The organism is Geobacillus stearothermophilus ATCC 12980 (assembly GCF_030369615.1).
GTDB classification, from domain to species: domain Bacteria; phylum Bacillota; class Bacilli; order Bacillales; family Anoxybacillaceae; genus Geobacillus; species Geobacillus stearothermophilus.
Map to the genome: position 1 here is coordinate 364,660 of NZ_CP128494.1, position 23,178 is coordinate 387,837.

Consider the following 23,178-nt stretch of genomic DNA (forward strand, 5'->3'; position numbering starts at 1 on the left):
GTGATGCCATGAACATCCGACGCATTCTCGTGACGGGAAGGCTTTATGCCGAGCTTGCCGCCCTTCTTCCGGACAAGCGGCCCGATAAAGCGTTTCGCTTTGTGGCGGAGGAAGAACTGACGGACGATGATTTCGTCTGGGCGGATGCGTACGTCGGCTTTCGGCCGGCCGGGCCGTTTTCGCTTGCCAACTTGCGCTGGGTGCATTCGCTTGGCGCGGGCGTTGACGCGTTTTTATGGAAGCGGGAATGGAAGAAGGATGTGCTGCTGACGCGGACGGTCGGCTCGCTCGGCGAGCAGATCGCCGAATATTGTCTCAGCTACTTGCTGCGCGACGCCCAATGCCATGACGTTTATGCATGGCATCAAGAGCAGCGGCAGTGGAAGCCGTTCGCTCCGAAGCGGCTTGGCGAACAGCGGGTTGTCATTTATGGCACGGGCGAAATCGGCCGGCGCATCGCGGAAACGCTTCGTTTATTTGGGGTTTCCCCGATCGGCGTCTCGCGAAGCGGCCGAGACACGCCGACGTTTTCGGCTGTTTACCGCCATGAAGAGGCGGGGGAAGCGCTTGCCTGCGCTGATTGGGTGATCGCGGCCCTTCCGCTCACCGAGGAAACGCATCATCTCTTTGACGAGACGTTTTTTGCCTGCCTGCACAATGCAGGCTTTATCAATGTCGGCCGCGGCGCGACGGTCGAGGAGACGGCGCTTGTCGGCGCGCTCGAAAATCGAAACGTCCGCCTCGCGGTGCTTGATGTGTTTGAAGAAGAGCCGCTTCCGCCGCACTCGCCGCTTTGGGTTCATCCGAATGTCATCATCACTCCGCATATCGCGGCGCTCACGTCAGCCGAAGACGCCGCCCAAAGCATTTTAGACACGCTCCGTTGCATCGAAACCGGCGAACCGCTTGCCAATGCGGTCGATGTCAGCCGGCAATATTGAAGGAAAAAAGGTGCCCCATGATATCAAGAAGGGGCACCGTTTCGTTTTGGTCAACGGTCGGTGACGACGATATACGCCGCTTTCATCGGCCCGTGGACGCCGACGACCAAGTTCATTTCAATGTCGGCCGAGTTGCTTGGGCCGGTGATGAAGTTGATGCACGACGGGACGAGCCCGCCTTTTTCGATTTGCTCGTGAATGACCGCCGCCGCTTGCGTCATGCGCGGCACGACCGTGCTTTTCGGGACGATGGCGATATATGTTTTCGGCAAAAAGTGAATGGCCCGCCCTTGTTCATTGCGCGAAAACAACACGACTGTCCCTGATTCCGCGAGCGTAATGTCGCTGAAGACGATGCCGACGTTCGCCTGCTCGGCGGCGTCAATGTTTTGGCGTCCAAGCGCCGGATTCCAAATATGGACGGTCGTTTGTTCCGCGGGCCATTCGTCGCGAAGCAAGGCGGACAGCCCGTACTCGGCAAAGCGCGGGTCATCCGGCACGATGACCGGACCGCCGCCATAGGCGGCCACTTGCCGCCTCAGCGCGCCGGCAAGTTCGGCGCTTGTCGTCTCGATGTAATCGGTATGGATCAATCCGCATTGTTTTTGCAGCACGTTCAGCAAGTCGTCTTGGCTATAGCCGGCAAACACCGTCCATTGCGGTGCATAATCCCATTGCGGCCGAGAGACGCCGGACAGGCGCGGGCTTCTCCCAAGGTGCTCGGCGATGGTTTGCAAAAACGCCTCGCGGTTTTGAATGGTGCCACGCGTCATGATGGATTCCCTCCTTTTTGGCGATTGCGAAACCAATCGCGGAACCGCTCTTTGCTTGGCGCCGGAAATTCGCGGCTTTCCGTCCACGCTTTGAGCGGGCCGGGGCCTTTTGTGATGCGCCCGTCTTCGACAAACGGGGCGAAGGCGCTTGGTGCCAACTTCGTGCCGAACCGGTACAATGACGGTGAGGCGGTCCCGAGACGAAACGCCTTCATCGCCAATTTTTCTGCGGCCGGCGCTTTTCCTTCGCGCTCCACGATGATTTGGCGATGTTTGATAAGCAGCTCATGAAGCGGAATTTTCACCGGGCACGCTTCCGTACAGGCGGCGCAAAGGGAGGACGCGTACGGAAGCTCCTTGTAGTCGTCGTAACCGCCCAACAGCGGCGACAATACCGCGCCGATCGGGCCGGAGTAAATGGAACCGTACGAATGGCCGCCGATATGGCGGTAGACCGGGCAGACGTTGACGCAAGCCGCGCAGCGGATGCACTGCAGCACCGGTTGAAACTCCGTGCCTAAAATTGATGAACGCCCGTTGTCGACGATGACGAGATGGAATTCTTCCGGACCGTCGACGTCGCCTGCATCGCGCGGACCGGTGAGAACGGTGATGTAGCTCGTCAGTTTTTGCCCGACAGAGCTTCGTGTGAGCATGCTCACCAGCACTTCCATCTCCTCAAACGTCGGCACGATCCGCTCCATCCCCATGACGGTAATTTGCGTTTTCGGCAATGCGGTCACCAAATCGGCGTTGCCTTCGTTCGTCACAAGCGTGATCGATCCCGATTCAGCGATGGCGAAATTGCAGCCGGTGATGCCGATGTCAGCCGTCAAATAGTCGCGCCGCAGCATTTCACGGGCGTGGCGCGCAAGCTCAACGGGGTCGGACGATTTCGTATAGCCCAGCTTCCGTTGAAAGACATCGCGGATTTGCTCTTTGTTTTTATGGAGCGCCGGACCGACGATATGCGACGGCGAGTCATGGTCGTCAATCTGCAAAATGTACTCACCGAGGTCGGTTTCGACCACTTGACAGCCGATGGCCTCAAGCACCGGATTTAAGTTGATTTCTTCTGTCACCATTGATTTCGATTTGACGATTTTTTTCGCTTGCTTTTCCAAAGCGACGCGGCGGATGTAGTCGTTCGCCTCTTCGGCTGTTTGGGCGAAAAAGACGTGGCCGCCCCGTTTGGCAACGTTTTCGCTGAGTTGCATTAAATAAAAGTCCAAGTTTTCGAGCGTATGCTTGCGGATTTGTTCAGCAAGCGACCGCCACTCTTCCCAATGGCCGAGCTCTTCGATGACGCCAAGCCGCCGCACATAGCCGCGGTCTTGCATGCCGGCGACCGCCCCGCGCCGTTTGTTGCGGGCGATTGACGACGTCGAGTTCCGCGAGATGAACGATGCTGACCGCTGCTGCGGATCGGCAGGCATTTACAACCTTGTGGAACCGGAGATGTCAATGCAAATTTTAGACCACAAAATGGAAATGGCGAAACAAACGAAAGCGACGACGATCGTCATCGCCAACCCGGGGTGTTTGCTACAAATGAAGCTTGGCATTGAACGGGCCGGGCTGTCAGGAAGCGTCCGCGCCGTCCATATTGTGGATTTGCTGCTTGAGGCCGCCGAGGGAGCACAAGCAACGCAAGGGGAGGAGCGCATTCGGCAGACGTCCTAACACCACAGTGGGCGGCCTCTCCGTGCCAGGAATGCCCATAGCTGGTCTAACAAGAACCCCCGCGATGGCGCGGGGGTTTTGAGTTGATTCAATGATCGGGAGTTGGAAATGAGCTACAGCGCTGCATCGAGGCGCTTTGGCATCGCCTGGAGCGCCTTCCCCGTGCCGATGGCGACCGCTTCAGCTGGATTGGGCGCGACATGCACCGGCACGTGCAGTTCCGTGCTCAGCCATTGCTCGATGCCATGCAGCAAGGCGCCTCCGCCGGTGAGCACGATGCCGCGGTCGATGATGTCGCCGCTCAGTTCGGCCGGGCATTCTTCAAGAACAGCGCGAACGGCTTCGGCAATTTGCCAAAGCGATTCTTTGAGGGCGGTTTGCACTTCGGTTGGGTCCAAGGAAACCGCTTTGAGGAAGCCGGTGACAAAATCGCGGCCATGGATCGTTACCGACTGATCCACGATCGTTCCTGGGGCGCTGCCGATTTCGAGTTTGACGTGCTCGGCTGTCTGTTCCCCGATTAACATGTTGTAGCGCTGGCGGACGTATTGCCTAATGTTATGAGTAATGTTAAAAATGGTAAAAAATATTAAAGAAATATAATAAAAAACATTACTCTTTACTAAGATACGGATATCTTAGATGGCTGTAACACCACAGCCTCTACTCCATAGCTTTTGTTAAAAGCATTTGGAGATACTTTTTTAATTATTTGATAAGCTCCATTCACGTCTGCATTTATTAAAATCCCTTTATTGGATTTAAATAAACCTCTTTTAATTCTTCTGTTTTTATTATAATTTTCTTTGGTTGGAGCTTCTCCGTCTAAAAATGATGTTCCGCTTGTATAAGACTCTTCAGTTACTATTAACTTAATCCCAACTTCTTCACATTTGTATTTTAATTGATTTATAAACATATCATAAGGTACTTGCACAAAATTTTGATTATTTATTGTTCCTAAATTAATATTTTGTTTCCAATTTTTATTATTACCTATTACAATAGTTGAAATATTGTTATTAATACAGTAATTTACAACATATCTACTTGCTTTATGCATGAAGTCTTTAATTTTATTGTTCCGTTTTAATGTTATTTTTTCTAGTCTTTTACTCCAATCCAATCCATTTTGTTTCTTTAAAATACTTTGAAAATACGCTTTTTGTTTGTTATAGTATTGATTTATTGATTTGATACCCTTGCCATTAATAACAATCGGCGTTTCACCGATGTTATTTACAATAGTTGCAAAGTTATTTAATCCTAAATCAATACCTACAACACGATTACCTTCATGAATCATATCTGGAATTTCTTTTTTATAAACAACTTCAATTATGTAAATACTACCCTTTGGTACAATTCGCACTTGTTGCAAACCCTTTATAACTTTTGTCTTTAACTTTAAACTGGTCTTAGGAAATTTAATGTATCCATCTTTAATCTTACATTGTTGATTAGTAAAAATCACAACATTACGCCCATTTTTCTTTTTATATTTAGGCAACTTTGGTTTACCTAAATATTTTTCTTTGTTTTTACTCCAATCCTTTATAGCTTCAAAAAATGACTTCCAATTCTTATCTAGTAATCTTAATATTTGTTGCGATGTTTGAGCAGGTAATTCTTTATAAACTTGTTCGTGTTTCAACATCTTATCTAATGAATTATAACGAATCCATTCATTGTTATTTATAAACTCTTGTCTAACAATGTAATTAGCATAATTGTATAAATTCTTTGATTTGAAACATAAGTCATCACACATCTTCCATAGTGAATGAGTTTGTTTGATTTGATGTTGCTCTACTCTTATGGCAAACAATCATTCCACCTCCTTTTCTATAAGCTCTTGAATTTTCTTTTTCTTTCGAGATGAATACAGTTTCATCGAATAACAATGCAATAAACTTACTATTTCTTCAAATATTTCTTGAGAATCTAATTTTTCACTACCAATTTCAGAAATCACAACGATTTCAGTATTAAATTTTTTAAACAAATATTCAAACAAACCAAACCCAACACGACTTAATCTGTCTTTATAGGTAATAACCACTCTTTCAACTTTTCCATCAATAATATCATCTAACATCTTAAAAAAATCTTTTCGTTTCTCAAAGGAAATTCCACTTGCTACATCAGCTTCCGTTTTGCCGGCCCCTAAATGGACGACGACATTCGCGACCGGCTCGCCGACCGGCAAATCCGCGCCAATGGCGGCTGCGACGGGTTCCTAAATAAAATGAATATGCTTTGCTCCGCAATGTTTGGCGATTTCGTAAAAAGAGCGGCGCTCGACGGAGGTGGCGTGGAATGGGACGCTCATGACGATGTCTGGTTTTTTGAAAGCGAGGCCGAACTGTTTGAAGACTTGCTGCAACAGCGCCTTGGCGCGGTCAAAATCAGCGATCACGCCGTTTCGCAATGGATACGTCACTTCAACATGGGGAGAAGTCTTGCCGATCATTTGTTTTGCCTTTTGGCCGATTGCCATGAGTTTGTCCGCCTGGCGGTTATAGGCGACCGTTGCTGGTTCGTCAAACAGAAGCCCTTTCGTCTGGCTGAACAGCCTGACATTCATCGTCCCTAAATCAACGCCCAGCTGTGAGGAAGCGAACAACGGAAACACCTGCCTTTGTCAAAAATCGATGAACGGACAACTAGTCATCATCTATACCATTCGACAAGAGCCGCGGCTTTATGTCCATATTGTCGAAACGGGAGGGGGCAGCCGTTGCGGCTGGGGATCATAAAAAATTTTTTTGTTTTCATGTATAAAAGACGAAAAGGGAGGAAATAAATAATAGCGTAACGTTTCCAGGTATTCCCCCGATCCCCTATGAATATATATTAGGCCCTCCGGTTTCGGAGGGCCGCTTTTTTGGCATAATAAAAACCCCCTGCCTATTAAGCGCGCTTAATACGACAGAGAGCTTTTGCAATGAACCGCTACAGACGCTTGGCTCCGACATATCTTGTTTTCCAATAGCTGCTGTTTAAGCTGTCGATTTTGACACCGCGGGAAACGGCATGAATAACTTGATTGTTCCCAATATAGATGGCAACGTGGGAGACGCCTTTTGTCTGTTTCGAAGTGTCAAAAAACACCAAATCCCCTGGCTGCAATTTCGATTTATGTACGTATTTTCCTTTTTTATACATTTCTTTGGACGCGCGCGGCAACGTGACGCCGACTTTTTTATGGGTATAGTAAACAAATCCGGAGCAGTCAAATCCTTTTGGCGTTGTGCCGCCATACCGATACGGAGTGCCGACCAGTTTTTTGGCCTCGGCGATCAGCCTCGTCTTGTTGGCGGCTGCGTCAGAACTGGGAGTGCTTACAAAGAAGCAGGAAAAAAGAACGATGAATGCTACAGAAACAAGAGTGAGCCATTTTTTCATTTTCCCGAACCCCCGACAAAATCATTTTCCATTCGACGTTGTTTGATTACAGTATAACAGAGGAAAACAGTCTTTTTTTTTACAGTTGAATTAAATAATGTTACAGTGTGATTACAAATATATATTAAGTTGCAATAAAGATTTTCCGATTGTTCGATTCCGTTTTCCTTCATAACAAGTCATTTTGATAGAATGCAGCGGGCGCTCTACTGGATGTAAAACAAAGTTCCAACTTATATATATTTCGTGGCAGTGCCAGCGACTGACTACAATCGGAACGGCCGCATCGACGGCGAAAAGGAACAAGCGGTTCCACCTGGGACAGTTTACCGCCGCCATTTTCCAGAGATCGAAGAGGCGTTCCACGGCCGGTTTGCGATGGAACAGCATCCGACAACGGATGAATGGGGAAGGAGCATTCAAGGAAAAAAAGATGTCATCTTGCCGGCGATCATCCGCCTCGGGCATAATATAGGTGTCAAAGTGTTGGCCGAAGGGGTCGAAACGGAGACCGAAGCGGCCTATTTGCAAGGAAAACGGTGCGATGAGGCGCAAGGCTACTACTTTTCCCCACCGCTTCCGTATGATGAGTTTGTTCGCTTTTTGAAAGAGCAGCATGCGAGGCGGCGGGCGCAGGAGTTGACGTGAAATGGACGGATTTTGGCGCATCGCCGAGGAGAAAATTCGCGAGGCGATGAAAAACGGCGAGTTTGACAACTTGCCCGGCTTCGGCAAACCGCTTGAGATTGAAGACCTTTCCCGCATTCCAGAGGAGCTGCGGCTCGGGTATTTGTTGCTGAAAAACGCCGGCTATGTGAGGGAAGAAGCGGAGTTGCGCAAAGAGCTTTTGACGCTCGAGGACTTGCTTCGTTGCTGCGAGGATGACGAGAAAAAGCAGGAACTTACGAAAAAATGGACGGAAAAACAGCTTCGTTTTTCCGAACTGATGAAAAAACGGCAACCGGCAAACTCGAAGGCGTTGCGCGACTATGGGCGGCGTATTGAAGAGAAATTTCGCTAAACGTTTTTTTTCAACATGAAGGGGAGGACCTCGTTTTTGTAGGTCTTCCCATTTTTTATGCAAGGATATCCAAAAAACGGGGAAAATAGGGGAGGAGTAAATGGTTGGAAAGGAGGCGGCGCGAAGAAGAGCAAAAGCGGATGATGAATCCCAGCTGTCTAGTCGTGGGTGAATGGTAAGTGAAAGGAAAAGGAGTGAACATCGTGAGAAACGTATGGATTGCCTTTTTTGCTTCACTCATGCTGGCGATGCCGTCATGGGTGGCTGCCGGCAGCTATAAAGGAGAGGCAGCCGATGTGCATCTGCCGGTCGGCCATATGTGGGAGCACGACAGATTGGATGAGCAAAAGTGGATGGAGATGGTTCAAACGTATACGCCTGAACAGGCAGATGAATGGAAAAAAGTGCTCGACGAGCGGAACGCGTTGCGTCAGCAGTTGAACGATGAGAACGTGAAACAGGCCATTAAAGAAAAGTGCAAAAAGATGAAAAAAGAGCGTGAAGCGGCGTTTGACCGGCTCATCGATCAGCTGGCCAATAAAAAAATCACCAAAGAACAGTTTAAACAAGAGCTGAAACAGTTGCATAAAATGAAACGGTGGATGACGAAAGAAGAAAAACAACAGCTTCATCAGCTTCATGAACAAACGAGGCAAGCGATGGAGAACAATGATCAGGAGGCCATGAAAAAACTGCTCCCGCAATGGCTTGAGCATATGAAAAAGAAAAATGAACGGTTGGCGAAATGGCTTCAAGAAGTGAAACAAGGATGATATAATGAAGAAAAAGGCCGTGTTCGATGCACGGCTTCTTTTTTTTACTTTTTGTTGTCAGCCAAGGCAGGCGGTCGGGGAAGATTGCGCCTGTTTGTGCGCAGAAACCGACTCAGTCTGCCTGATGGATGCCGGAATGGGGGGTTGCGCCGTGGGGTATCCGATTGTTCTTCATGTGCGCGGCCGCCGCGCGGTCGTCGTTGGCGGCGGGAAGGTGGCGGCGCGGAAAGTTTACGGTTTGCTTGAAGCAGAAGCGGACGTTGTGGTAATCGCCCCGGAGGCGGTGCCGGACATTGAAGCGCTCGCGGCCAAAGGAGAGATCGTTTGGCGTAAGAAAACGTTCGCTGAAGACGACTTGGCAGGAGCGTTTCTTGTCATTGCGGCGACAAACGACCGGAATGTGAACGAAGCGGTGGCGCAAGCAGCAGCGCCCGGCCAACTCGTAAATGTCGTGGATGACCCGAAACGGTGTGATTTTCATGTTCCCGCTGTCATCCGCCGCGGTCCACTCACCATTGCCGTGTCGACCGGGGGGGCAAGTCCGGCGCTTGCCCGCCGCATCCGCCGCGAGCTTGAGGAGAAGTATGGTGAAGAGTATGAGCCGTATCTTCAATTTTTGCAGAAGGCCCGCGATATCATTTTGCGTGAGGTGGCGGACGATGCCGCACGAAAGCGGCTGTTTCGGGCGCTCGCTGCTGAGTCTTTCCGGCAGCGGGGCCGATGGGATGAAGAGTTGGCCCAGCTATTGGTGAACGAAAAAGAACGAAACGGGGAAAGAGGGAAAGAGCCATGAACATTCCGATGTATATTGTCGATGCGTTCACTGACCGGCCGCTTTTTAGTTGTACAACGGAAGTTGATAGCTGGTTCAGCGGCTCGGCGGGGTTTCGGTGAACGCGGAAACAAGGTGTCCTCATCGGGATGGACACCTTGTTCAAGGCGGGTTAGGCAGGTCAATCATCCCAACGGTACGTCCAAAACCGCTCTGTTTTGAGCCAGGCAAGCGCATCGCCGCGCTTGGAGGCTGCCTGCATCAGCCCTTCGGTTTGCGAACGGTGGGCGCGGATGGCGGCCAGCTTCGTCTCGATCACCGTGCTGACATCGCGGATGACGTCTGGCTGGCCAAGATCTTGTTCACAGTTTTTCGCAAACGCCACACAATGGACGGTCGGTCGTTCTTCTTTCGGCCAGCGCGTCAAGGCGCTGATGACTGCAGCGCCGCATGCATCGTGGTCAGGGTGAACGCTGTAGCCGGGGTAAAACGTGATGACGAGCGACGGGTTTGTTTCTGCCACGATGGCGGCAATCCGGTCAGCGAGTTCGTTTTCATCCTCAAATTCGACCGTTTTGTCGCGATACCCGAGCAGGCGCAAATCGCGAATGCCGAGAACGCGGCACGCTTCTTCCAGCTCCTGCTTGCGGATGAGCGGAAGCGTTTCACGGTTGGCAAACGGGGGCACGCCCATGTTTCGCCCCATTTCCCCAAGGGTCAGGCAGGCGTACGTCACCGGTGTGCCGCTTTGCACATGCTGGGCGATGGTGCCCGAAACGCCAAACGCCTCATCATCCGGGTGGGGAAACACAACAAGTACGTGTCGTTCCTTCATCGCAAGCCCCTCCTTATGCGAACGGCGTGTCGCTCAGCTCAAGAGCGACAGCCAGTTTCCCTTCGTAATCGTGTCCGGCCAACAACAATTGTCCTTCGTTCGTCCATTCCCAATGGGTCAGCCCTTCGGCGTACACCCAGCCGATTTGAAGCTTCAGCCCGACGCGGTACGGCCCCGGGCCGGTGATTTTGCCGCGGGTGAAGCGGATGCGAGCGTTGCGGATGTAAGCGCCGGCGGAAAAGAATCGTTCGTTATGATGAGAGGCGTACGCCCCGTTCGTCGTTTCCAAATGGATGTATACGTCGCGATTGGCGAAGCGATCCAACGCCTCTTGAACAGCGGCGGCGTCAATCGGCTGCACGCGGGGTCCCTCCTTTAGCTGTTTTCTATTATTGTACATGACCAAGGCATAGGAACGGAAATATTTCGTCTTTCATTGTATATAGGAACGGAAATATTTCGTCTTTCATTGTATAATGAAGAACGGACACAGCTTGGACTCATCCGCACCTGAGAGGCGTTGAACAACGATTCAGCGAAAGGAAGGGTGAGGAGAAATGGGGTTTCAAGGCAATGGTGTCACGATGCTCAATTTTGACGGCACTTACCGGCCGCAAAAGCGATTGTTCCGCTTTCCGCACGAATGGATCGATCTGTCGGATGTGCCGGAGACGAATTTGTATTGCAGCGGGGAGGCTCTCGCCGAAATCGAACGGCGGCTGCGCCGTCGGCGGATGCGCGGAGCGGTTTTAATCGGGAACGGCAACTTCCATTATGTAAGCTATTTGCTCATAAAGGAGATGAAAGAGCCGTTTACGCTCGTCTTGTTTGACCATCATACCGATGCCGAAGGGGGGAGCGACCGCCTCATTTCATGCGGCTCGTGGGTCGCTTACGCACTCGGACATCCGCAGCTGCAAAAAGTCATCATTGTTGGTCCGTCATGTTCTCCAAGCCATCTTCGTTTATCTCCAAAGATTACAGTTCTTCCTTTCGATGATCACGATGAATGGCCGACGGCGCTTTTGGACGCTATTCCGACCGGGAGCGTCTATATCAGCATTGATAAAGATGCGCTGCGCCGCGAAGACTCCGTGACGAACTGGGATCAGGGGATGATGCCGCTTTCCCGGCTGCTCGCTTGTTTGCGCCTTCTGCTATTCTATAAAAAAGTGCTCGGCGTGGACATATGCGGGGAGTACCCGCAAGCGGCTGTCGATGTATTCCATCCGTTTTGCCGTGAAGCGCAGCAAAAAAATGAGCGTGCGAATACGGCCATTTTGGAGACGTGTTTTCAATATGCGGCGCCGCATTGCGGCCGGCTTAAGCAGGACGGATGGTGATCCCGCTTTTTCATTGGTGGAAAGAGCGCTTGACGGCAGACGGACAACGTCTGCGCTGGGAATAGATCCAAGCGGTGCAACAGTCAAATGCCGCTTCCGTACACAATGCGGAACTTAGTTTCGTCAGGGCGGACGGGGCGCGGCTCAACGTGCATGCGGGAAACTTTGGCAAACATCGTGCCGGCTTCAATCGTATCCAAAAACAGTTGGAGCGCGCTTTCATGCCCTTGGACTTCCATCTCCACCGTCCCGTCATCGTTGTTTTTCACCCAGCCGGTCAGCTGGCGTTTGAGCGCTTCGTGTTGGACGAAATAGCGAAACCCGACGCCTTGCACGCGCCCTTCGACCATGACATGAACCCGTTTCATCATGATTGAAGCCCTCCTTCGCTGCGGTCGCTTCGCTTCCATCATACCATGAAAAAAGGAGCTTGTCTGCTCAAGCTCCTTTTTTCGCTGCCGACAGCGCCTGCACCTGTTGTTGAATGAGCGTTACAAGCCGCGGATGATACCCTAAGTATGAGCATAAATGCCACTGTTGATCGGAAACAGGCATCGCTTGCAGCTTCCGTTCGACTGTTTTCATTAAAACGCCGGTAAACAGCAAATACGGCACGATAAAGACGCGCCGGTATATGGATGCCTGCGCCCGCTTGAACCCTTCGTCAAGCGTCGGGCGGATGGCGGCGAGAAAACAAACGTCAACGTGCGGCACGCTCGTTTTTTCTTGCAAGCGCCGGGCGATAGCGGCGATGTCGCGCTTCGTATCCGGGTCGCTGCTGCCGCGGCCAATCAGCAGAACCATTGATTCATGGTCAAGCGGCGCCGGCTGCTCGCCGATGCGGTCGATGATGATGTCAATCATTGCATCGTGGACGCCAAACGGCGCTCCGCAGACGATCTCCAAAGACGGATGGCGCTGTTTCGCTGCTTTAAGCGCAGCCGGAATGTCCTGTTTGGCATGTCCGGCGGATAGAAGCAGCAACGGGATGACGATCACACGGGTTGCCCCTTGGGCGGCGCAACGGTCAACGCCGGTCGCAATATCCGGCTCAGCCAGCTCAACGAAGCACAGTTCTTGAATCGGGATGTCGATGGCCGCCTTGCATTGTTCAACGAAGCGGGCTGCTTCTCGGCGCGCAGCCGGAACCCGGCTGCCGTGGCTGACGTACAAAATGGCTTCCATCGCCATTGCCTCACGAGGTGGCGCCAGCGGCTGCCGATGATGACAACAACCGCTCAAACCATTGAATGTTGGCGCGCAGCCGGACGACATCCCCGATGATGACCATGCTTGGATTTTCGATGCGTTCTTTGGCGGCAATAGCGGCGATTGTCGCCAGCGTGCCGGTGACCGTGCGCTGGATGGGGGTCGTTCCCCACTGAATGATCGCCGTCGGCGTATCCGGCGCCTTGCCGTATTTAATCAGCTGACCGCAAATGTATGGCAAATTGTGGACGCCCATGTAAATGGCGATCGTATCAATGCCTTTGGTGAGGCTTTCCCACTTAATGTCTTCGCGGGTTCCGTCGCGGCGATGCCCCGTGACAAAGGCGACGCTGGAGCTGAACTCGCGATGGGTGACAGGAATACCGGCGTAAGCGGCCGCCGCGATGGCCGATGTGACGCCAGGGACGATCTCAAACTCGATCCCGTGCTGAACGAGCGCTTCCGCCTCTTCACCGCCGCGCCCGAACACAAACGGATCGCCGCCTTTTAAACGGACAACTGTTTTTCCTTTTTTTGCATGCAGAACGAGTGAACGGTTGATCGTTTCCTGCTGCATAGCATGGTAGCCGGGCAGCTTGCCGCAAAAAATGAGTTCAGCGTCTGGCTTGGCATATGCCAGCAAGTCCTCATTAATGAGGCGGTCGTACAAAATGACGTCGGCTTGTTGAATGCATTTCAACCCTTTGACGGTAATGAGTTCCGGATCGCCGGGGCCGGCCCCGACCAAATATACTTTCCCCATCGTTGTTTCAGCCCTTTCTGTCGTGATCCCGTCAGCTGCCGGCAGCAGCGCAAACGTTCCGTTGATGTTCATTGTAAACGCCTGGCCGTGGCATGAAAACGACTTTGTAAAATCGTCTCCCACTCTTTTTTCGAGTGGGAGACACGGTATCGTTAATGGGTTTCCGATGCGGGGATGAATCCGCGCTCCCGCAAATACGCGAGCACTTGCTCGACACATTCGTCCACCGAATAACGATGCGTTTCGATGGTCAGCTCCGGCGCTTCCGGCGCTTCATACGGCGAATCGATGCCGGTGAATTCGCGGATTTCCCCGCGGCGCGCTTTTTGATACAGCCCCTTTGGATCGCGCTTCTCGCACTCCTCAATCGGGCAGTTGACATATATCTCAATGAATTCGTCTTCCTCGACTAAGCGGCGAACGAGCGCCCGGTCTTCGGCAAACGGCGAAATGAATGCCGTTAACACGAACTGGCCGCTGTCGACAAACAGTTTGGCGACTTCGCCGATGCGGCGGATGTTTTCTGTCCGATCGGCGGCGGAAAAGCCGAGGTCTTTATTGAGCCCGTGGCGGATATTGTCACCATCGAGAACGTAATTTTGAATGCCAAGCTCAAACAGCCGTCTGGAGACGGCGTTCGCCACCGTCGATTTGCCGGATCCGGACAGGCCGGTGAACCAAAGGACGGCGCTATGATGGCCGTTGCGTTGGCGGCGATCTTCTTTTGTCACCGATGTATGATGCCAAACGATATTCGTGCTCATCTCGCTCCTCCTTTAGCGTGTCGACGGGGTGACCGTTTCGCGTTCTTGCAGCCCTTTGATCAAAACGGCGGCCACTTCCGGACGGCTGAATGTGCTCGGCGGCACTTGGCCGTTACGCAACATTTCACGGACTTTCGTGCCAGAAAGGACAACGTGATATTGTGCGTCGTGCGGGCATGTTTTCGTCGATGCCATGCCTTCGCATTTCGTGCAATAAAAGCTGTGTTCGAAAAAGAGCGGTGTAATGCCAAGCTCTTCGGCTGTAAAGTTCGAGAAGATTTTTTGCGCATCATACGTGCCGTAATAGTTGCCGACGCCCGCATGGTCGCGGCCGACGATGAAGTGCGTGCAGCCGAAGTTTTTCCGCACCATGGCATGGAAAATCGCTTCGCGCGGACCGGCATAGCGCATCGCAGCTTGGAAGACGCCCAAGAAAACGCGGTCTTTCGGATAATAGTTTTCCAGCAGCACTTGATAGCTTTCCATCCGGATGTCGGCCGGAATATCGTCCGCTTTCGTTTCGCCGACGAGCGGGTTTAAAAACAAGCCGTCCACGATTTCAAGCGCGCATTTTTGAATGTATTCATGGGCGCGGTGAACCGGGTTGCGTGTTTGGAAGCCGACGACGGTATTCCAGCCGAGTTCGGCAAATCGTTTCCGCGTTTCGGCCGGATCGAAATAAAACGGAGCAAACTGGCCTTTGTCGGTCCGTTTGACGAGCGTAACCGCTCCGCCGACGTACACATCTGGTTTTTCAAACAGCTTGCGCACGCCCGGGTGAGCGAGTTCATCGGTTTTATAGACGAGCTTGGCTTCTTTCGTTTTATCCGGGCGGTAAATATCGGCGATTTCAATGACGCCGTAGACGTCGCCGCCATAAACGAGTTTCGCTTTGTCGCCGACAGTGAGTTCACTCGCTTTTTCTTCCGTCACCGCCAGCGTGATCGGAATGCTCCAGACAGTGCCATCAGCGAGGCGCATCGTTTCTACGACCGCATCGTAATCGGCTTTCGTTAAAAACCCGGTGAGCGGGCTGTAGGCGCCTGTGCCGATCAGCTCAAGGTCGCTTAGTTCGGCTTTGGACAGCTCGATCGTTTTCGTTGCTTCATCGATTGGGTAATCCGGATTCCAACGGTTGATCAATGTGCCGCCATGCGGAATGCTCAAACTCATGTTCATAACCTCCTAGATTGATAGATGTTCATTAAATGCCGCCGCCATGTTCATGAAGCGAACGCTCTTCTTCGGCGACTGTTTTTTTTAAGCTGATGACGCCAAGCGTCGCCAGGCAGACGCTGAAGATGGCAATCACCGTGTAAACATCGCTGTCAAGCAACAGTTTCACAAGGCTGTACGAAATGACAAGGGAAAATATTGGCGAAACAAACCACACTTTCAACAGTTGCACGACAATCCGCTTTTGCCAAATCGACATCCCGCTTTTCGCCGTGCCGATGCCGATGATCGCCGATGTCGTAATCTGCGTAAGCGGAACAGGCAAACCAAACAGCGACGAAATGATGACGAGCACGGCTCCCGTGCCGGAAATGGCGATTCCTTCAAACGGGGAGAAGTTTGTAATTTTCTTTCCGTTTGTTTCTAACACGCGATGCCCAAGCAACAGGGCGCCGGCAGCGACAAACAAGCCGCCGAAGATAGTTGCCGGCCCGACCGCCATCAGCCCGGCGCCGACGAGCGGCCCGACGGCATTGGCCACATTGTTCATGCCGGCGGAAAACGCCTCGAGAAAGCCCGTGACAACGAGCAAGGCCATGAATGTTTTTTGCCAGCGCCCTTGTTCAAGCTGCGGATATTTTCGCTTGAGCGTCAAAAACCATTTGCCGACAGCCAGCGTAAACGAAAAGGCGACGATCGGGATCACGATCCATACCGACACGATAAACAGCAGCTTATGAAAGTACAACGCCTGATAGGCGATGCCAACGCCGACGACTGATCCAACGGTGATCTCGCTCGTCGAGAGCGGAATGCCCATGATGTTCGCCGCAAAAAGTGAAATGGCCGCCGCCGTTAAAATGATGACGACGATTTTGACGGTGAGGATCGAAGACGGAATAATGCCCGACCCGATCGTTTTCACTACTTCTCCGCCGCCAAGGCTGCCGAGAAACACGCCGATGCCGCAAAGAAGGAGGGCCATCGACTTTTTCGGAATGGCGCCCGACCCGTACGCGACGCCCATCGAGGCGGCCGCGCCGCTCGCCCCGATGTTCATGGCGAAGAAAAAGGACACAATAAAGGCAATGGCAAGGAGCATATCGTTGTTCTCCCCTTATGTGAGATGGAGCCCGCACTCCGTTTTCCCCTGGCCGGCCCAGCGCCCGGAGCGCAAATCGTTCGGATCCGATGCCGGCGCTGTGCAAGGGGCGCAGCCGATGCTCGGGTAGCCCCGGTCATGGAGCACGTTGTACGGAAGACCTTGTTTATATACGTAATTCCAAACGTCTTTCCACGTCCAATGAATGAGCGGGCACACTTTAATGGAGCGGAATTTGTCGTCTTTATTGATGTACTCGACATGGCGCCGCGTCGGCGACTGTTCGCGGCGCAAGCCGGAAATCCAGGCGGTGACGCCGGTCAAGACTTCCCGCAGCGGAATGACTTTGCGCAACTCACAGCATTTGTTCGGATCGCGTTTCCATAGTTCATCGCCGAACTGTGCAGCCTGCTCCTCCAGCGTCAAGTGCGGCTGTTTCATCACGATGCGGAGCGACGGGTATTTTTCCTGTACGTTCGCGATCGTGTCGTACGTCTCTTGGAAATGCATCCCTGTATCCAAAAAGACGATTTCCGCATCCGGCTTGACTTGGAAAATCAAATCAATGAGCACAATCCCTTCAATGCCAAAACTGCACGCATAGACAATGTCATCGCCGTATTCGCGGTACGCCCAAGCAAGGACAGCCAACGCCCCTTTCGTTTCATCATCGGACGGAAAAGACGGTTTTTCGGCCGTTTCCCATTGGTCATATGTGAGCATCGTTTCCCCCTCCTTAAAAAACAAAGAAAATCAACATAATTAGTCGGATATTCATCCGGCAACGGGCAGCCTGGCGATAAAAACGCCCCTTCCATTTCGGAAAGAGCGGAAGAACGAGGGACGCCTTATCTTCCAAAATGGATCCCATTTTGCTGGAATTAGCACCTTGCCAAACGCGGCAGGTTGCCGGAGTTCATCGGGCCAGTCCCTCCCCCGCTCTTGATAAGCGTATGTAATTTATATTGATTAAATTTTAACACAATTGGCGCTAATGTCAATCCTAGTTTTTCGATAGGAATTTTTTTATATACATAGGCAGCTTCGCGATGCTTCCATCCGGTGACGGAAGGAGAGGATTACCGCTTGCGCAGGCTTCCGAGCTCCTCAACAATGGCCTGTATTTCGCTTGAACTGAACGTTTCACGCTTCATGACCATGTCGTAAATGTCTTTCAGTTCGTCATACCATGCCTCGGAAAAATGGGCCGGCTTAATCGCATCAAAATTGAGCACTTTTAATTTTTTCTTCAGTTGTTCAACGATATATTCGACGTTTTCTGCGGACGGTTTCGATAAATCCATGGTTTCGCTCCTTTCGTGGCAGGTTATCATGTATTGTACCACACCGGCGGTGAAAAAGGGGAGAGGCAATATAGTCCGCGCCAGCGTTAGGTGGTAAAATATAGGTGCATGTGCACGAGCTGCTAGAAAGCAGCTATCAAGCGCTTGGATGAAAAGGGAAAACTAATGCCAAGAAAACGGGATGGAAAGGAGTGGCTGCTTCGATGGTCAAAGTGTTGTTTGTTTGCCTCGGCAACATTTGCCGTTCGCCGATGGCGGAAGCGGTATTCCGTCATTTGGTGAACGAACGGGGGCTTGACGGACAGATTGTCGTTGATTCAGCGGGAACGGGCAGCTGGCATGTCGGGGAGCCGCCGCATGAGGGGACAAGGCGGATTTTGAGTGAAAACGACATTGACTATTCCGGCATCCGCGCCCGGCAAGTCGGGCGCCGCGACTTGGAGGAATTTGATTACATCATCGCCATGGACGCCGCCAATTTGAGCGATTTGCGCCGGCTCGCCGGGCCGAATTCGCCGGCGGTGATCGCCCGGCTGCTTGATTTTGTCCCGGATCGGGAAAAAGACGATGTGCCGGATCCGTATTATACCGGGAATTTTGCCGAAGTGTACCGCTTGATTCGCTCCGGCTGCGAGCATTTGCTTGACGCGATCGTCCGCGATCATCGGCTGGCCCCTAGGGAAAGAAAATGATGAAAAAACGGAAAAGGAGGGCGACCCGTGTTGGTGGATATGACGTTCATCCGCGAGTTGGCCCGGCGCTTTACGGAGGATGAAGTTCCGCGGCTGTCGGCGGAATTGGCGTATTACTTTCTGTTGTCGTTGTTCCCGTTTTTATTGTTTTTAATGACGCTGCTGGCTTACTTGCCGATCCCGCACGAAGATGTGCTTATGCTTGTGCGGCAGTATGCGCCGAAAGAAGCGCTTCATCTGATCGAGACGAATGTCCACCGTCTGATGGATGAGCAAAACGGAAAGCTGCTGTCGTTAAGCATTATCGGCGCCATTTGGTCGGCATCGAACGGCATGAGCGCCATTATGCGGGCGTTAAACCGCGCATATGACGTACAAGAGGACCGTCCGTTTTGGGTTGTGCGGGGCCTGTCGATTGTGCTGACGATCGGGATGATCGCGGTCATTATCGTTATGCTTGTATTGCCGGTATTCGGGCGGATGATCGGTTTGTTTTTGTTTTCCACCCTCGGGTTGTCGCAGCCGTTTTTGACGATATGGAACACATTTCGCTGGGTGACGAGCGTGATCATCTTGTTTGTTGTTTTTACCGCCCTTTATTATTTTGCCCCGAACAAACAGCTGCGTTGTGTCAATGTCGTGCGCGGCGCTTTGTTCGCCACCGCCGGCTGGATTGCGATATCATGGGCGTTTGCCTATTATGTCAACCATTTTGCTGACTATACAGCCATGTACGGAAGTCTCGGCGGGATGATTGTGCTGATGATTTGGTTTTATTTATCGGGCATGATTCTCGTGTTAGGAGGGGAAATGAACGCCATTTTCGATTGTGAACGTGAAGGAAGAAAGCGGCTCCGTTGATGTGCATAAATGCTCCGCAAACCGGATAACGTAACGATGCGGGGGATTTTGATACAGGGGGGATTGCGATGACGAAGCACACGAAAAAAGACGGGGGTACGAAGCAAAAAGGGAAAAACAGGCCGAAACATAAAACGAGCGGCAGCGCCAACGGCCAAAACGGCTATCATTAGAAAAGGTGTCCCAATGCGGGACACCTTTTTCGCTGGGGCGGTCAGCGAACGGCGCTTTACTCCACAATTTCTTCATGATGGTAGTAATACCGCTCGTAAATGTACTCGATCTCGGCGTCAGTTATGCAGGCGAGCTCTTCCCGCGACAACCCCCGCACTTTTTCGATAAACTCGATCATGTTTTTCCGTTCTGCTCTGCTCATCATCGCCACTCCTTTTTCTGTTTTAAAACAGTAACTTGTTATCTTGTTTTTATTATATAACAGCAAAAATAAAATGGTCAATTAAAAAAGCGGTCAAGCCGCTTTTTCCTGTTCCTTCCGTCCGGCAAGGCAGACGGCGGGGATGAGAAGAACAGCGGTGACCGTCAGAAAAAAGGCGTTCGTTGCCGCATCGACGGCGCTTCCGGCAAGGGGCGGGCCCACCATGCTGCCGAGGCTGTACAGCATTCCGCACAACAAGTTGCCGGTCGGGAGGAGCGCTTTCGGCAACAAGTCGGTCATATAGGCAATGCCAAGGGAAAAAAGGGAGCCAGTAAACATGCCGGCGGCAAACAGACAGGCAGCGAGCCCGACAGTGGACGCACCGACCGTGAGCACGGCCAAAAAACAGCTGGCGCCGGCCAGCAAGGCAAAACGAATTACCGCCCGCCGCCCGAACCGGTCGCTGAGCGCCCCGAGCGGGAGCTGAAAGACGATGCCGCCTAACGAGAAAAACGGCAAAATGAAGGCGATCTGTTCGGCGCTCATCTGCTTGCGCAAGGCATACAGCGGGAACACGGAATGAAGGGACGCTTCCAAAAAGCCGTAGGCAAGCGGCAGCAAGAGCGCTGGCCATGCATGTTTCCATGCACCGACCCACCGGCCGGCGGCTGAGGAAGAGCGTTCAAACGGCTTCGGTTTTTCTTTTGGCAGCCAAAAGACGGCCACCCATCCGCTGAAACTGAGGAGAGCGGCCAAATAAAACGGCCACGCCTCATTGATCGAGGCGAGCGAAGCGAGAAGCGGGCCGGCTGTAAAACCAAGGCCGAATGCCAAACCATACAGTGACAGACGCCGCCCGCGCTTAGCCGGCAGCGAAAAGTCGGTGATCCATGTCTGCGTCGCGAAATGAAGCATATGGTCGCCGACGCCGATCAAAAAACGGAGAGCCAGCCAAATAAAAAATGAAGAAAAAAGTGGAAAAAGAGTAAGCGAACATATTACAATAGAACCACCAAGGAGAATGATGGGTCGATACCCATACTTCACCAACGGACGCTCCAGAAACGGTGAAATGGCCAGCACGCCGATATATAGAGCAGCAGCATGCACCCCGTTGACGGACGAAGGGACGCCTTGTTCATCAAGCAACATGGCTAACAGCGGAAGCAACATTCCTTGGGATAAGCCAGAGATGGCCACGACCGCAGTTAAAATGGCAAAACGCATCGTCATATCCTCACTTCTTTAAATTGGCCAGTCCGCGAACAAACAGAATCCGTCTTTTCACGGCGGAACGGCTGGCCCGTATTCCATCGTACATACAAGCAACGATCAATGCAACGAAAAAATGTTGATGGGAAAGGTGGAAGAAACACAAATGAACAGGTTGTTTGCCTGGATGGCATGGATCGGCGTGCCGGTGTCAGTAATCGGCGGCTTTCTTCACTGGCCGACCGTCTTGATGTTTGGGCTGTATTGTTTGACGATCATTGCGCTCGCCAGCTATATGGGGCGGGCGACAGAGAGTTTGGCCATCGTCGCCGGACCGCGCATCGGCGGGCTGTTAAACGCCACCTTTGGCAATGCGGTCGAGTTGATCATCTCGATTTTTGCCTTGCAAGCCGGACTCGTGGATGTCGTGCTCGCCTCCTTGACCGGCTCGGTGCTGGGAAATTTGCTGTTGGTTGCCGGGTTATCGTTTTTTGTCGGCGGTTTGAAATATAAACGGCAAGAATTCAATATTTATGACGCCCGCCATAACGCCGGGCTGCTGACGTTTGCCATTTTCGTCGCGTTTGTCATTCCGGAAGTGTTTACAATGCAAATGGACGGCGGCGAACGGCTTGCGTTGAGCGTCGGCATTTCGATTATTATGATTTTGCTTTACATCGCTGCCCTTTACTTCCGGCTTGTCACCCACCGCGGCGTATACCAGCATAAATCGGACGAAGCGGAAGAACATGAGGAGCCGGAATGGGGAAAAGGAAAAGCGACCGCCATTTTGGCACTGGCTACGCTCGCGGTTGCCTACTTGTCAGAGCGGCTCGTCCATACGTTCGAAACCGTGGCGGAGTCGTTTGGCTGGAGCGAGCTGTTTATCGGGATCATCATCGTCGCCATCGTCGGCAATGCGGCGGAGCATGCTTCGGCTGTCATGATGGCATACAAAAATAAAATGAACGTCGCCGTCGAGATCGCCGTCGGCTCGACCTTGCAAATCGCCATGTTCGTCGCGCCGGTGCTTGTGCTCGTTTCGCTTTTGTTTCCGGAAAAAATGCCGCTTGTCTTTTCACTTCCCGAACTCGTCGCGATGGCCGCTTCGGTGCTCTTGATGATCGTATTGTCCAACGATGGCGATACGAACTGGTTTGAAGGGGCGACGCTGCTGGCGGCCTATATCATTATGGGCATTGGTTTTTATTTGCTTTGACGGATTCACCCGGGCGGTTGGCGCTCGGGTTTTTTGGACAGAGGAACGGCGCCGGGACGGAAGAAATTTTCACTGTCACGGATAAACGGTGCGTTTTGACGGAAAATAACAGTGAATATGAGATAGAAAGGAGCGAATGCGATGAAAAAATGGGCGGTTTCGCTGTTTGCGAGCGCACTGCTTCTGTATGCGGCAGCGTTCCCGACATTGGCGGCTTCCGGAAAGCCGGCGCCCGGTGCGGTGATCGATATCTCGAAAGAGAACACATACCCGAATCCAACGCAAGACTTGCCGCATCTAGAGCCAAGCTCGTTTACGAAACAGCTGCTGAAATCAGCCAATGTGAACATTGAGAATCCTGAATTGGTTCATCTCTTTAATGAATCTTCGGCAACGAACGCGCCGTGGGCCATCGGCTACCGGGCGACGATTTATTTAGGCCAATGGCCACTCAACTACCAATCGCTCGAAACATCAACAAATTGGGAGTATCAAAAGGTCAATACGAATTTTCTCGACAACCGCGGCGGCGACACAGCACAAAAACTGTATTACAAACAGGAAATGCAAAAATACGTCCGTGGCGGCTTGACGGTGAAAGTGCCGAATGAAGACGCCGTCAAACGGATGATGTTGAACAAGGCCATGGAAAAAACAAATTTACCGCTCGCTTTCAGCACCGTTGTCGGTCTTGGCACGAAAAAGGATCAGCCGTACAACGTGCCGGCGAAAAAAATGGGCTATTTGTATGCGTATGCTCCGGCTGTGAATGAAAAAGGGAAAGTGACGTACGGGGAAGTGTATATCGTCTTAAAAGGAAACAAAAAGAAAATCGTCGTCAAAAACGTGACGACAAGAGGGGTCGGGGCATGGATTCCGGTGCAAGACCGGCTGTATATGTCCTATGTCGTCAGCGAGCAGCCGCGATAAAAGAGTCGGGCCCAAAAAGCA

At 52.0% G+C, this 23,178-nt stretch carries 25 protein-coding genes, 5 pseudogenes and 1 riboswitch; of the genes and pseudogenes, 11 read left to right on the forward strand and 19 right to left on the reverse strand.

Annotation, left to right across the window (positions count from 1 at the left end):
- Positions 1–8 precede the first annotated feature (8 nt).
- Positions 9–941 carry a D-2-hydroxyacid dehydrogenase gene (locus tag QSJ10_RS01910; protein WP_053532229.1) on the forward strand — a complete coding sequence of 311 codons (933 nt, stop codon included), beginning with the start codon at positions 9–11 and terminating at the stop codon, positions 939–941.
- Positions 942–991: 50 nt separating this feature from the next.
- On the opposite strand, the gene QSJ10_RS01915 is transcribed toward QSJ10_RS01910, so the two are convergent.
- Entirely contained in the window at positions 992–1,714 is a 723-nt protein-coding gene (locus QSJ10_RS01915) for a LutC/YkgG family protein (RefSeq protein ID WP_033013930.1), read from the reverse strand.
- The gene (locus QSJ10_RS01920) at positions 1,711–3,114 is read right to left on the reverse strand and encodes a LutB/LldF family L-lactate oxidation iron-sulfur protein (protein ID WP_412729474.1); all 1,404 of its coding nucleotides are present in this window, start codon (positions 3,112–3,114) and stop codon (positions 1,711–1,713) included. The genes QSJ10_RS01915 and QSJ10_RS01920 overlap by 4 nt, the downstream gene beginning before the upstream one ends.
- Between QSJ10_RS01920 and QSJ10_RS01925 the strand changes: the two are divergent.
- A pseudogene (locus QSJ10_RS01925) lies at positions 3,059–3,397 on the forward strand ((Fe-S)-binding protein); the annotation flags it as partial. The gene QSJ10_RS01920 and the pseudogene QSJ10_RS01925 sit on opposite strands and share 56 nt — an antisense overlap.
- A gap of 113 nt (positions 3,398–3,510) precedes the next feature.
- Here QSJ10_RS01925 and QSJ10_RS01930 read toward each other — a convergent pair.
- From QSJ10_RS01930 to QSJ10_RS01950, 5 genes and pseudogenes are all read right to left on the reverse strand, one after another.
- Positions 3,511–3,954: pseudogene (locus tag QSJ10_RS01930) on the reverse strand (rod shape-determining protein); the annotation flags it as partial.
- Positions 3,955–4,019: 65 nt separating this feature from the next.
- Positions 4,020–5,225 carry an RNA-guided endonuclease InsQ/TnpB family protein gene (locus QSJ10_RS01935; RefSeq protein WP_053532232.1) on the reverse strand — a complete coding sequence of 402 codons (1,206 nt, stop codon included), beginning with the start codon at positions 5,223–5,225 and terminating at the stop codon, positions 4,020–4,022.
- Positions 5,226–5,543 (reverse strand): annotated as a pseudogene (locus tag QSJ10_RS01940) (recombinase family protein); the annotation flags it as partial.
- Positions 5,532–6,023, reverse strand: a pseudogene (locus QSJ10_RS01945) (rod shape-determining protein); the annotation flags it as partial. The pseudogenes QSJ10_RS01945 and QSJ10_RS01940, both read right to left, overlap by 12 nt.
- A gap of 329 nt (positions 6,024–6,352) precedes the next feature.
- On the reverse strand, positions 6,353–6,805 hold the full coding sequence (locus QSJ10_RS01950) for a C40 family peptidase (protein WP_049626124.1): 453 nt from the start codon (positions 6,803–6,805) through the stop codon (positions 6,353–6,355).
- 417 nt (positions 6,806–7,222) lie between these two features.
- On the opposite strand from QSJ10_RS01950, the pseudogene QSJ10_RS01955 reads away from it, so the two are divergent.
- The 4 genes and pseudogenes from QSJ10_RS01955 to QSJ10_RS01970 all read left to right on the forward strand — a co-directional run.
- Positions 7,223–7,453 (forward strand): annotated as a pseudogene (locus QSJ10_RS01955) (EAL domain-containing protein); the annotation flags it as partial.
- A gap of 1 nt (position 7,454) precedes the next feature.
- A complete protein-coding gene (locus QSJ10_RS01960; protein WP_033013933.1) occupies positions 7,455–7,826 on the forward strand; it encodes a DnaJ family domain-containing protein in 372 nt (123 codons plus the stop codon).
- 203 nt (positions 7,827–8,029) lie between these two features.
- A complete protein-coding gene (locus QSJ10_RS01965; protein WP_033013934.1) occupies positions 8,030–8,599 on the forward strand; it encodes a PX domain-containing protein in 570 nt (189 codons plus the stop codon).
- A gap of 151 nt (positions 8,600–8,750) precedes the next feature.
- Positions 8,751–9,392 carry a precorrin-2 dehydrogenase/sirohydrochlorin ferrochelatase family protein gene (locus tag QSJ10_RS01970; RefSeq protein WP_033013936.1) on the forward strand — a complete coding sequence of 214 codons (642 nt, stop codon included), beginning with the start codon at positions 8,751–8,753 and terminating at the stop codon, positions 9,390–9,392.
- A 160-nt stretch (positions 9,393–9,552) separates the two neighbouring features.
- Here QSJ10_RS01970 and bshB2 read toward each other — a convergent pair whose 3' ends face one another.
- Both bshB2 and QSJ10_RS01980 read right to left on the reverse strand, forming a co-directional pair.
- Entirely contained in the window at positions 9,553–10,206 is a 654-nt protein-coding gene (gene bshB2 / locus QSJ10_RS01975) for a bacillithiol biosynthesis deacetylase BshB2 (protein WP_033013937.1), read from the reverse strand.
- Between the two features lie 13 nt (positions 10,207–10,219).
- The gene (locus tag QSJ10_RS01980) at positions 10,220–10,567 is read right to left on the reverse strand and encodes a YojF family protein (protein WP_025949074.1); all 348 of its coding nucleotides are present in this window, start codon (positions 10,565–10,567) and stop codon (positions 10,220–10,222) included.
- 196 nt (positions 10,568–10,763) lie between these two features.
- On the opposite strand from QSJ10_RS01980, the gene QSJ10_RS01985 reads away from it, so the two are divergent.
- Positions 10,764–11,549 (forward strand): arginase family protein, encoded by a 786-nt coding sequence (locus tag QSJ10_RS01985; RefSeq protein ID WP_033013938.1) that lies wholly within the window; start codon positions 10,764–10,766, stop codon positions 11,547–11,549.
- 83 nt (positions 11,550–11,632) lie between these two features.
- Here QSJ10_RS01985 and QSJ10_RS01990 read toward each other — a convergent pair whose 3' ends face one another.
- The 8 genes from QSJ10_RS01990 to QSJ10_RS02025 form a co-directional block, all read right to left on the reverse strand.
- Complete coding sequence (locus QSJ10_RS01990; protein ID WP_033013948.1) at positions 11,633–11,917, reverse strand: acylphosphatase; 285 nt, start codon at positions 11,915–11,917, stop codon at positions 11,633–11,635.
- Between the two features lie 70 nt (positions 11,918–11,987).
- The gene (locus tag QSJ10_RS01995; RefSeq protein ID WP_033009575.1) at positions 11,988–12,734 is read right to left on the reverse strand and encodes a sirohydrochlorin chelatase; all 747 of its coding nucleotides are present in this window, start codon (positions 12,732–12,734) and stop codon (positions 11,988–11,990) included.
- Positions 12,735–12,744: 10 nt separating this feature from the next.
- Positions 12,745–13,521: a uroporphyrinogen-III C-methyltransferase gene (cobA, locus tag QSJ10_RS02000; RefSeq protein ID WP_033013949.1), complete on the reverse strand. Its 777-nt coding sequence runs from the start codon at positions 13,519–13,521 to the stop codon at positions 12,745–12,747.
- Between the two features lie 152 nt (positions 13,522–13,673).
- Entirely contained in the window at positions 13,674–14,285 is a 612-nt protein-coding gene (gene cysC / locus QSJ10_RS02005) for an adenylyl-sulfate kinase (RefSeq protein ID WP_033009577.1), read from the reverse strand.
- A 12-nt stretch (positions 14,286–14,297) separates the two neighbouring features.
- On the reverse strand, positions 14,298–15,458 hold the full coding sequence (gene sat, locus QSJ10_RS02010; protein ID WP_053532234.1) for a sulfate adenylyltransferase: 1,161 nt from the start codon (positions 15,456–15,458) through the stop codon (positions 14,298–14,300).
- A gap of 31 nt (positions 15,459–15,489) precedes the next feature.
- A complete protein-coding gene (cysP, locus tag QSJ10_RS02015; protein ID WP_049624338.1) occupies positions 15,490–16,563 on the reverse strand; it encodes a sulfate permease in 1,074 nt (357 codons plus the stop codon).
- Between the two features lie 15 nt (positions 16,564–16,578).
- Positions 16,579–17,286, reverse strand: a complete 708-nt coding sequence (locus tag QSJ10_RS02020) for a phosphoadenylyl-sulfate reductase (RefSeq protein WP_049624339.1) — start codon at positions 17,284–17,286, stop codon at positions 16,579–16,581.
- A 122-nt stretch (positions 17,287–17,408) separates the two neighbouring features.
- Positions 17,409–17,515, reverse strand: a riboswitch (SAM riboswitch).
- 127 nt (positions 17,516–17,642) lie between these two features.
- Positions 17,643–17,867, reverse strand: a complete 225-nt coding sequence (locus QSJ10_RS02025) for a DUF1128 domain-containing protein (protein ID WP_049624340.1) — start codon at positions 17,865–17,867, stop codon at positions 17,643–17,645.
- 203 nt (positions 17,868–18,070) lie between these two features.
- Here QSJ10_RS02025 and QSJ10_RS02030 point away from each other — a divergent pair, with 203 nt between their 5' ends.
- Together QSJ10_RS02030 and QSJ10_RS02035 are read left to right on the forward strand one after the other, a co-directional pair.
- Positions 18,071–18,559, forward strand: coding sequence for a low molecular weight protein-tyrosine-phosphatase (locus tag QSJ10_RS02030; RefSeq protein ID WP_033009583.1), 489 nt, complete (start codon positions 18,071–18,073; stop codon positions 18,557–18,559).
- Between the two features lie 39 nt (positions 18,560–18,598).
- A complete protein-coding gene (locus QSJ10_RS02035) occupies positions 18,599–19,420 on the forward strand; it encodes a YihY/virulence factor BrkB family protein (protein WP_375153655.1) in 822 nt (273 codons plus the stop codon).
- Positions 19,421–19,649: 229 nt separating this feature from the next.
- On the opposite strand, the gene QSJ10_RS02040 is transcribed toward QSJ10_RS02035, so the two are convergent.
- Together QSJ10_RS02040 and QSJ10_RS02045 are read right to left on the reverse strand one after the other, a co-directional pair.
- Positions 19,650–19,796, reverse strand: a complete 147-nt coding sequence (locus tag QSJ10_RS02040) for a BH0509 family protein (protein WP_049624342.1) — start codon at positions 19,794–19,796, stop codon at positions 19,650–19,652.
- A 93-nt stretch (positions 19,797–19,889) separates the two neighbouring features.
- The gene (locus tag QSJ10_RS02045) at positions 19,890–21,023 is read right to left on the reverse strand and encodes an MFS transporter (protein WP_049624346.1); all 1,134 of its coding nucleotides are present in this window, start codon (positions 21,021–21,023) and stop codon (positions 19,890–19,892) included.
- Between the two features lie 151 nt (positions 21,024–21,174).
- On the opposite strand from QSJ10_RS02045, the gene cax reads away from it, so the two are divergent.
- On the forward strand, positions 21,175–22,227 hold the full coding sequence (gene cax / locus QSJ10_RS02050) for a calcium/proton exchanger (RefSeq protein WP_033013951.1): 1,053 nt from the start codon (positions 21,175–21,177) through the stop codon (positions 22,225–22,227).
- A 141-nt stretch (positions 22,228–22,368) separates the two neighbouring features.
- Positions 22,369–23,157 (forward strand): YfkD famly protein, encoded by a 789-nt coding sequence (locus QSJ10_RS02055; RefSeq protein WP_033013941.1) that lies wholly within the window; start codon positions 22,369–22,371, stop codon positions 23,155–23,157.
- The last annotated feature ends 21 nt before the right edge of the window (positions 23,158–23,178 follow it).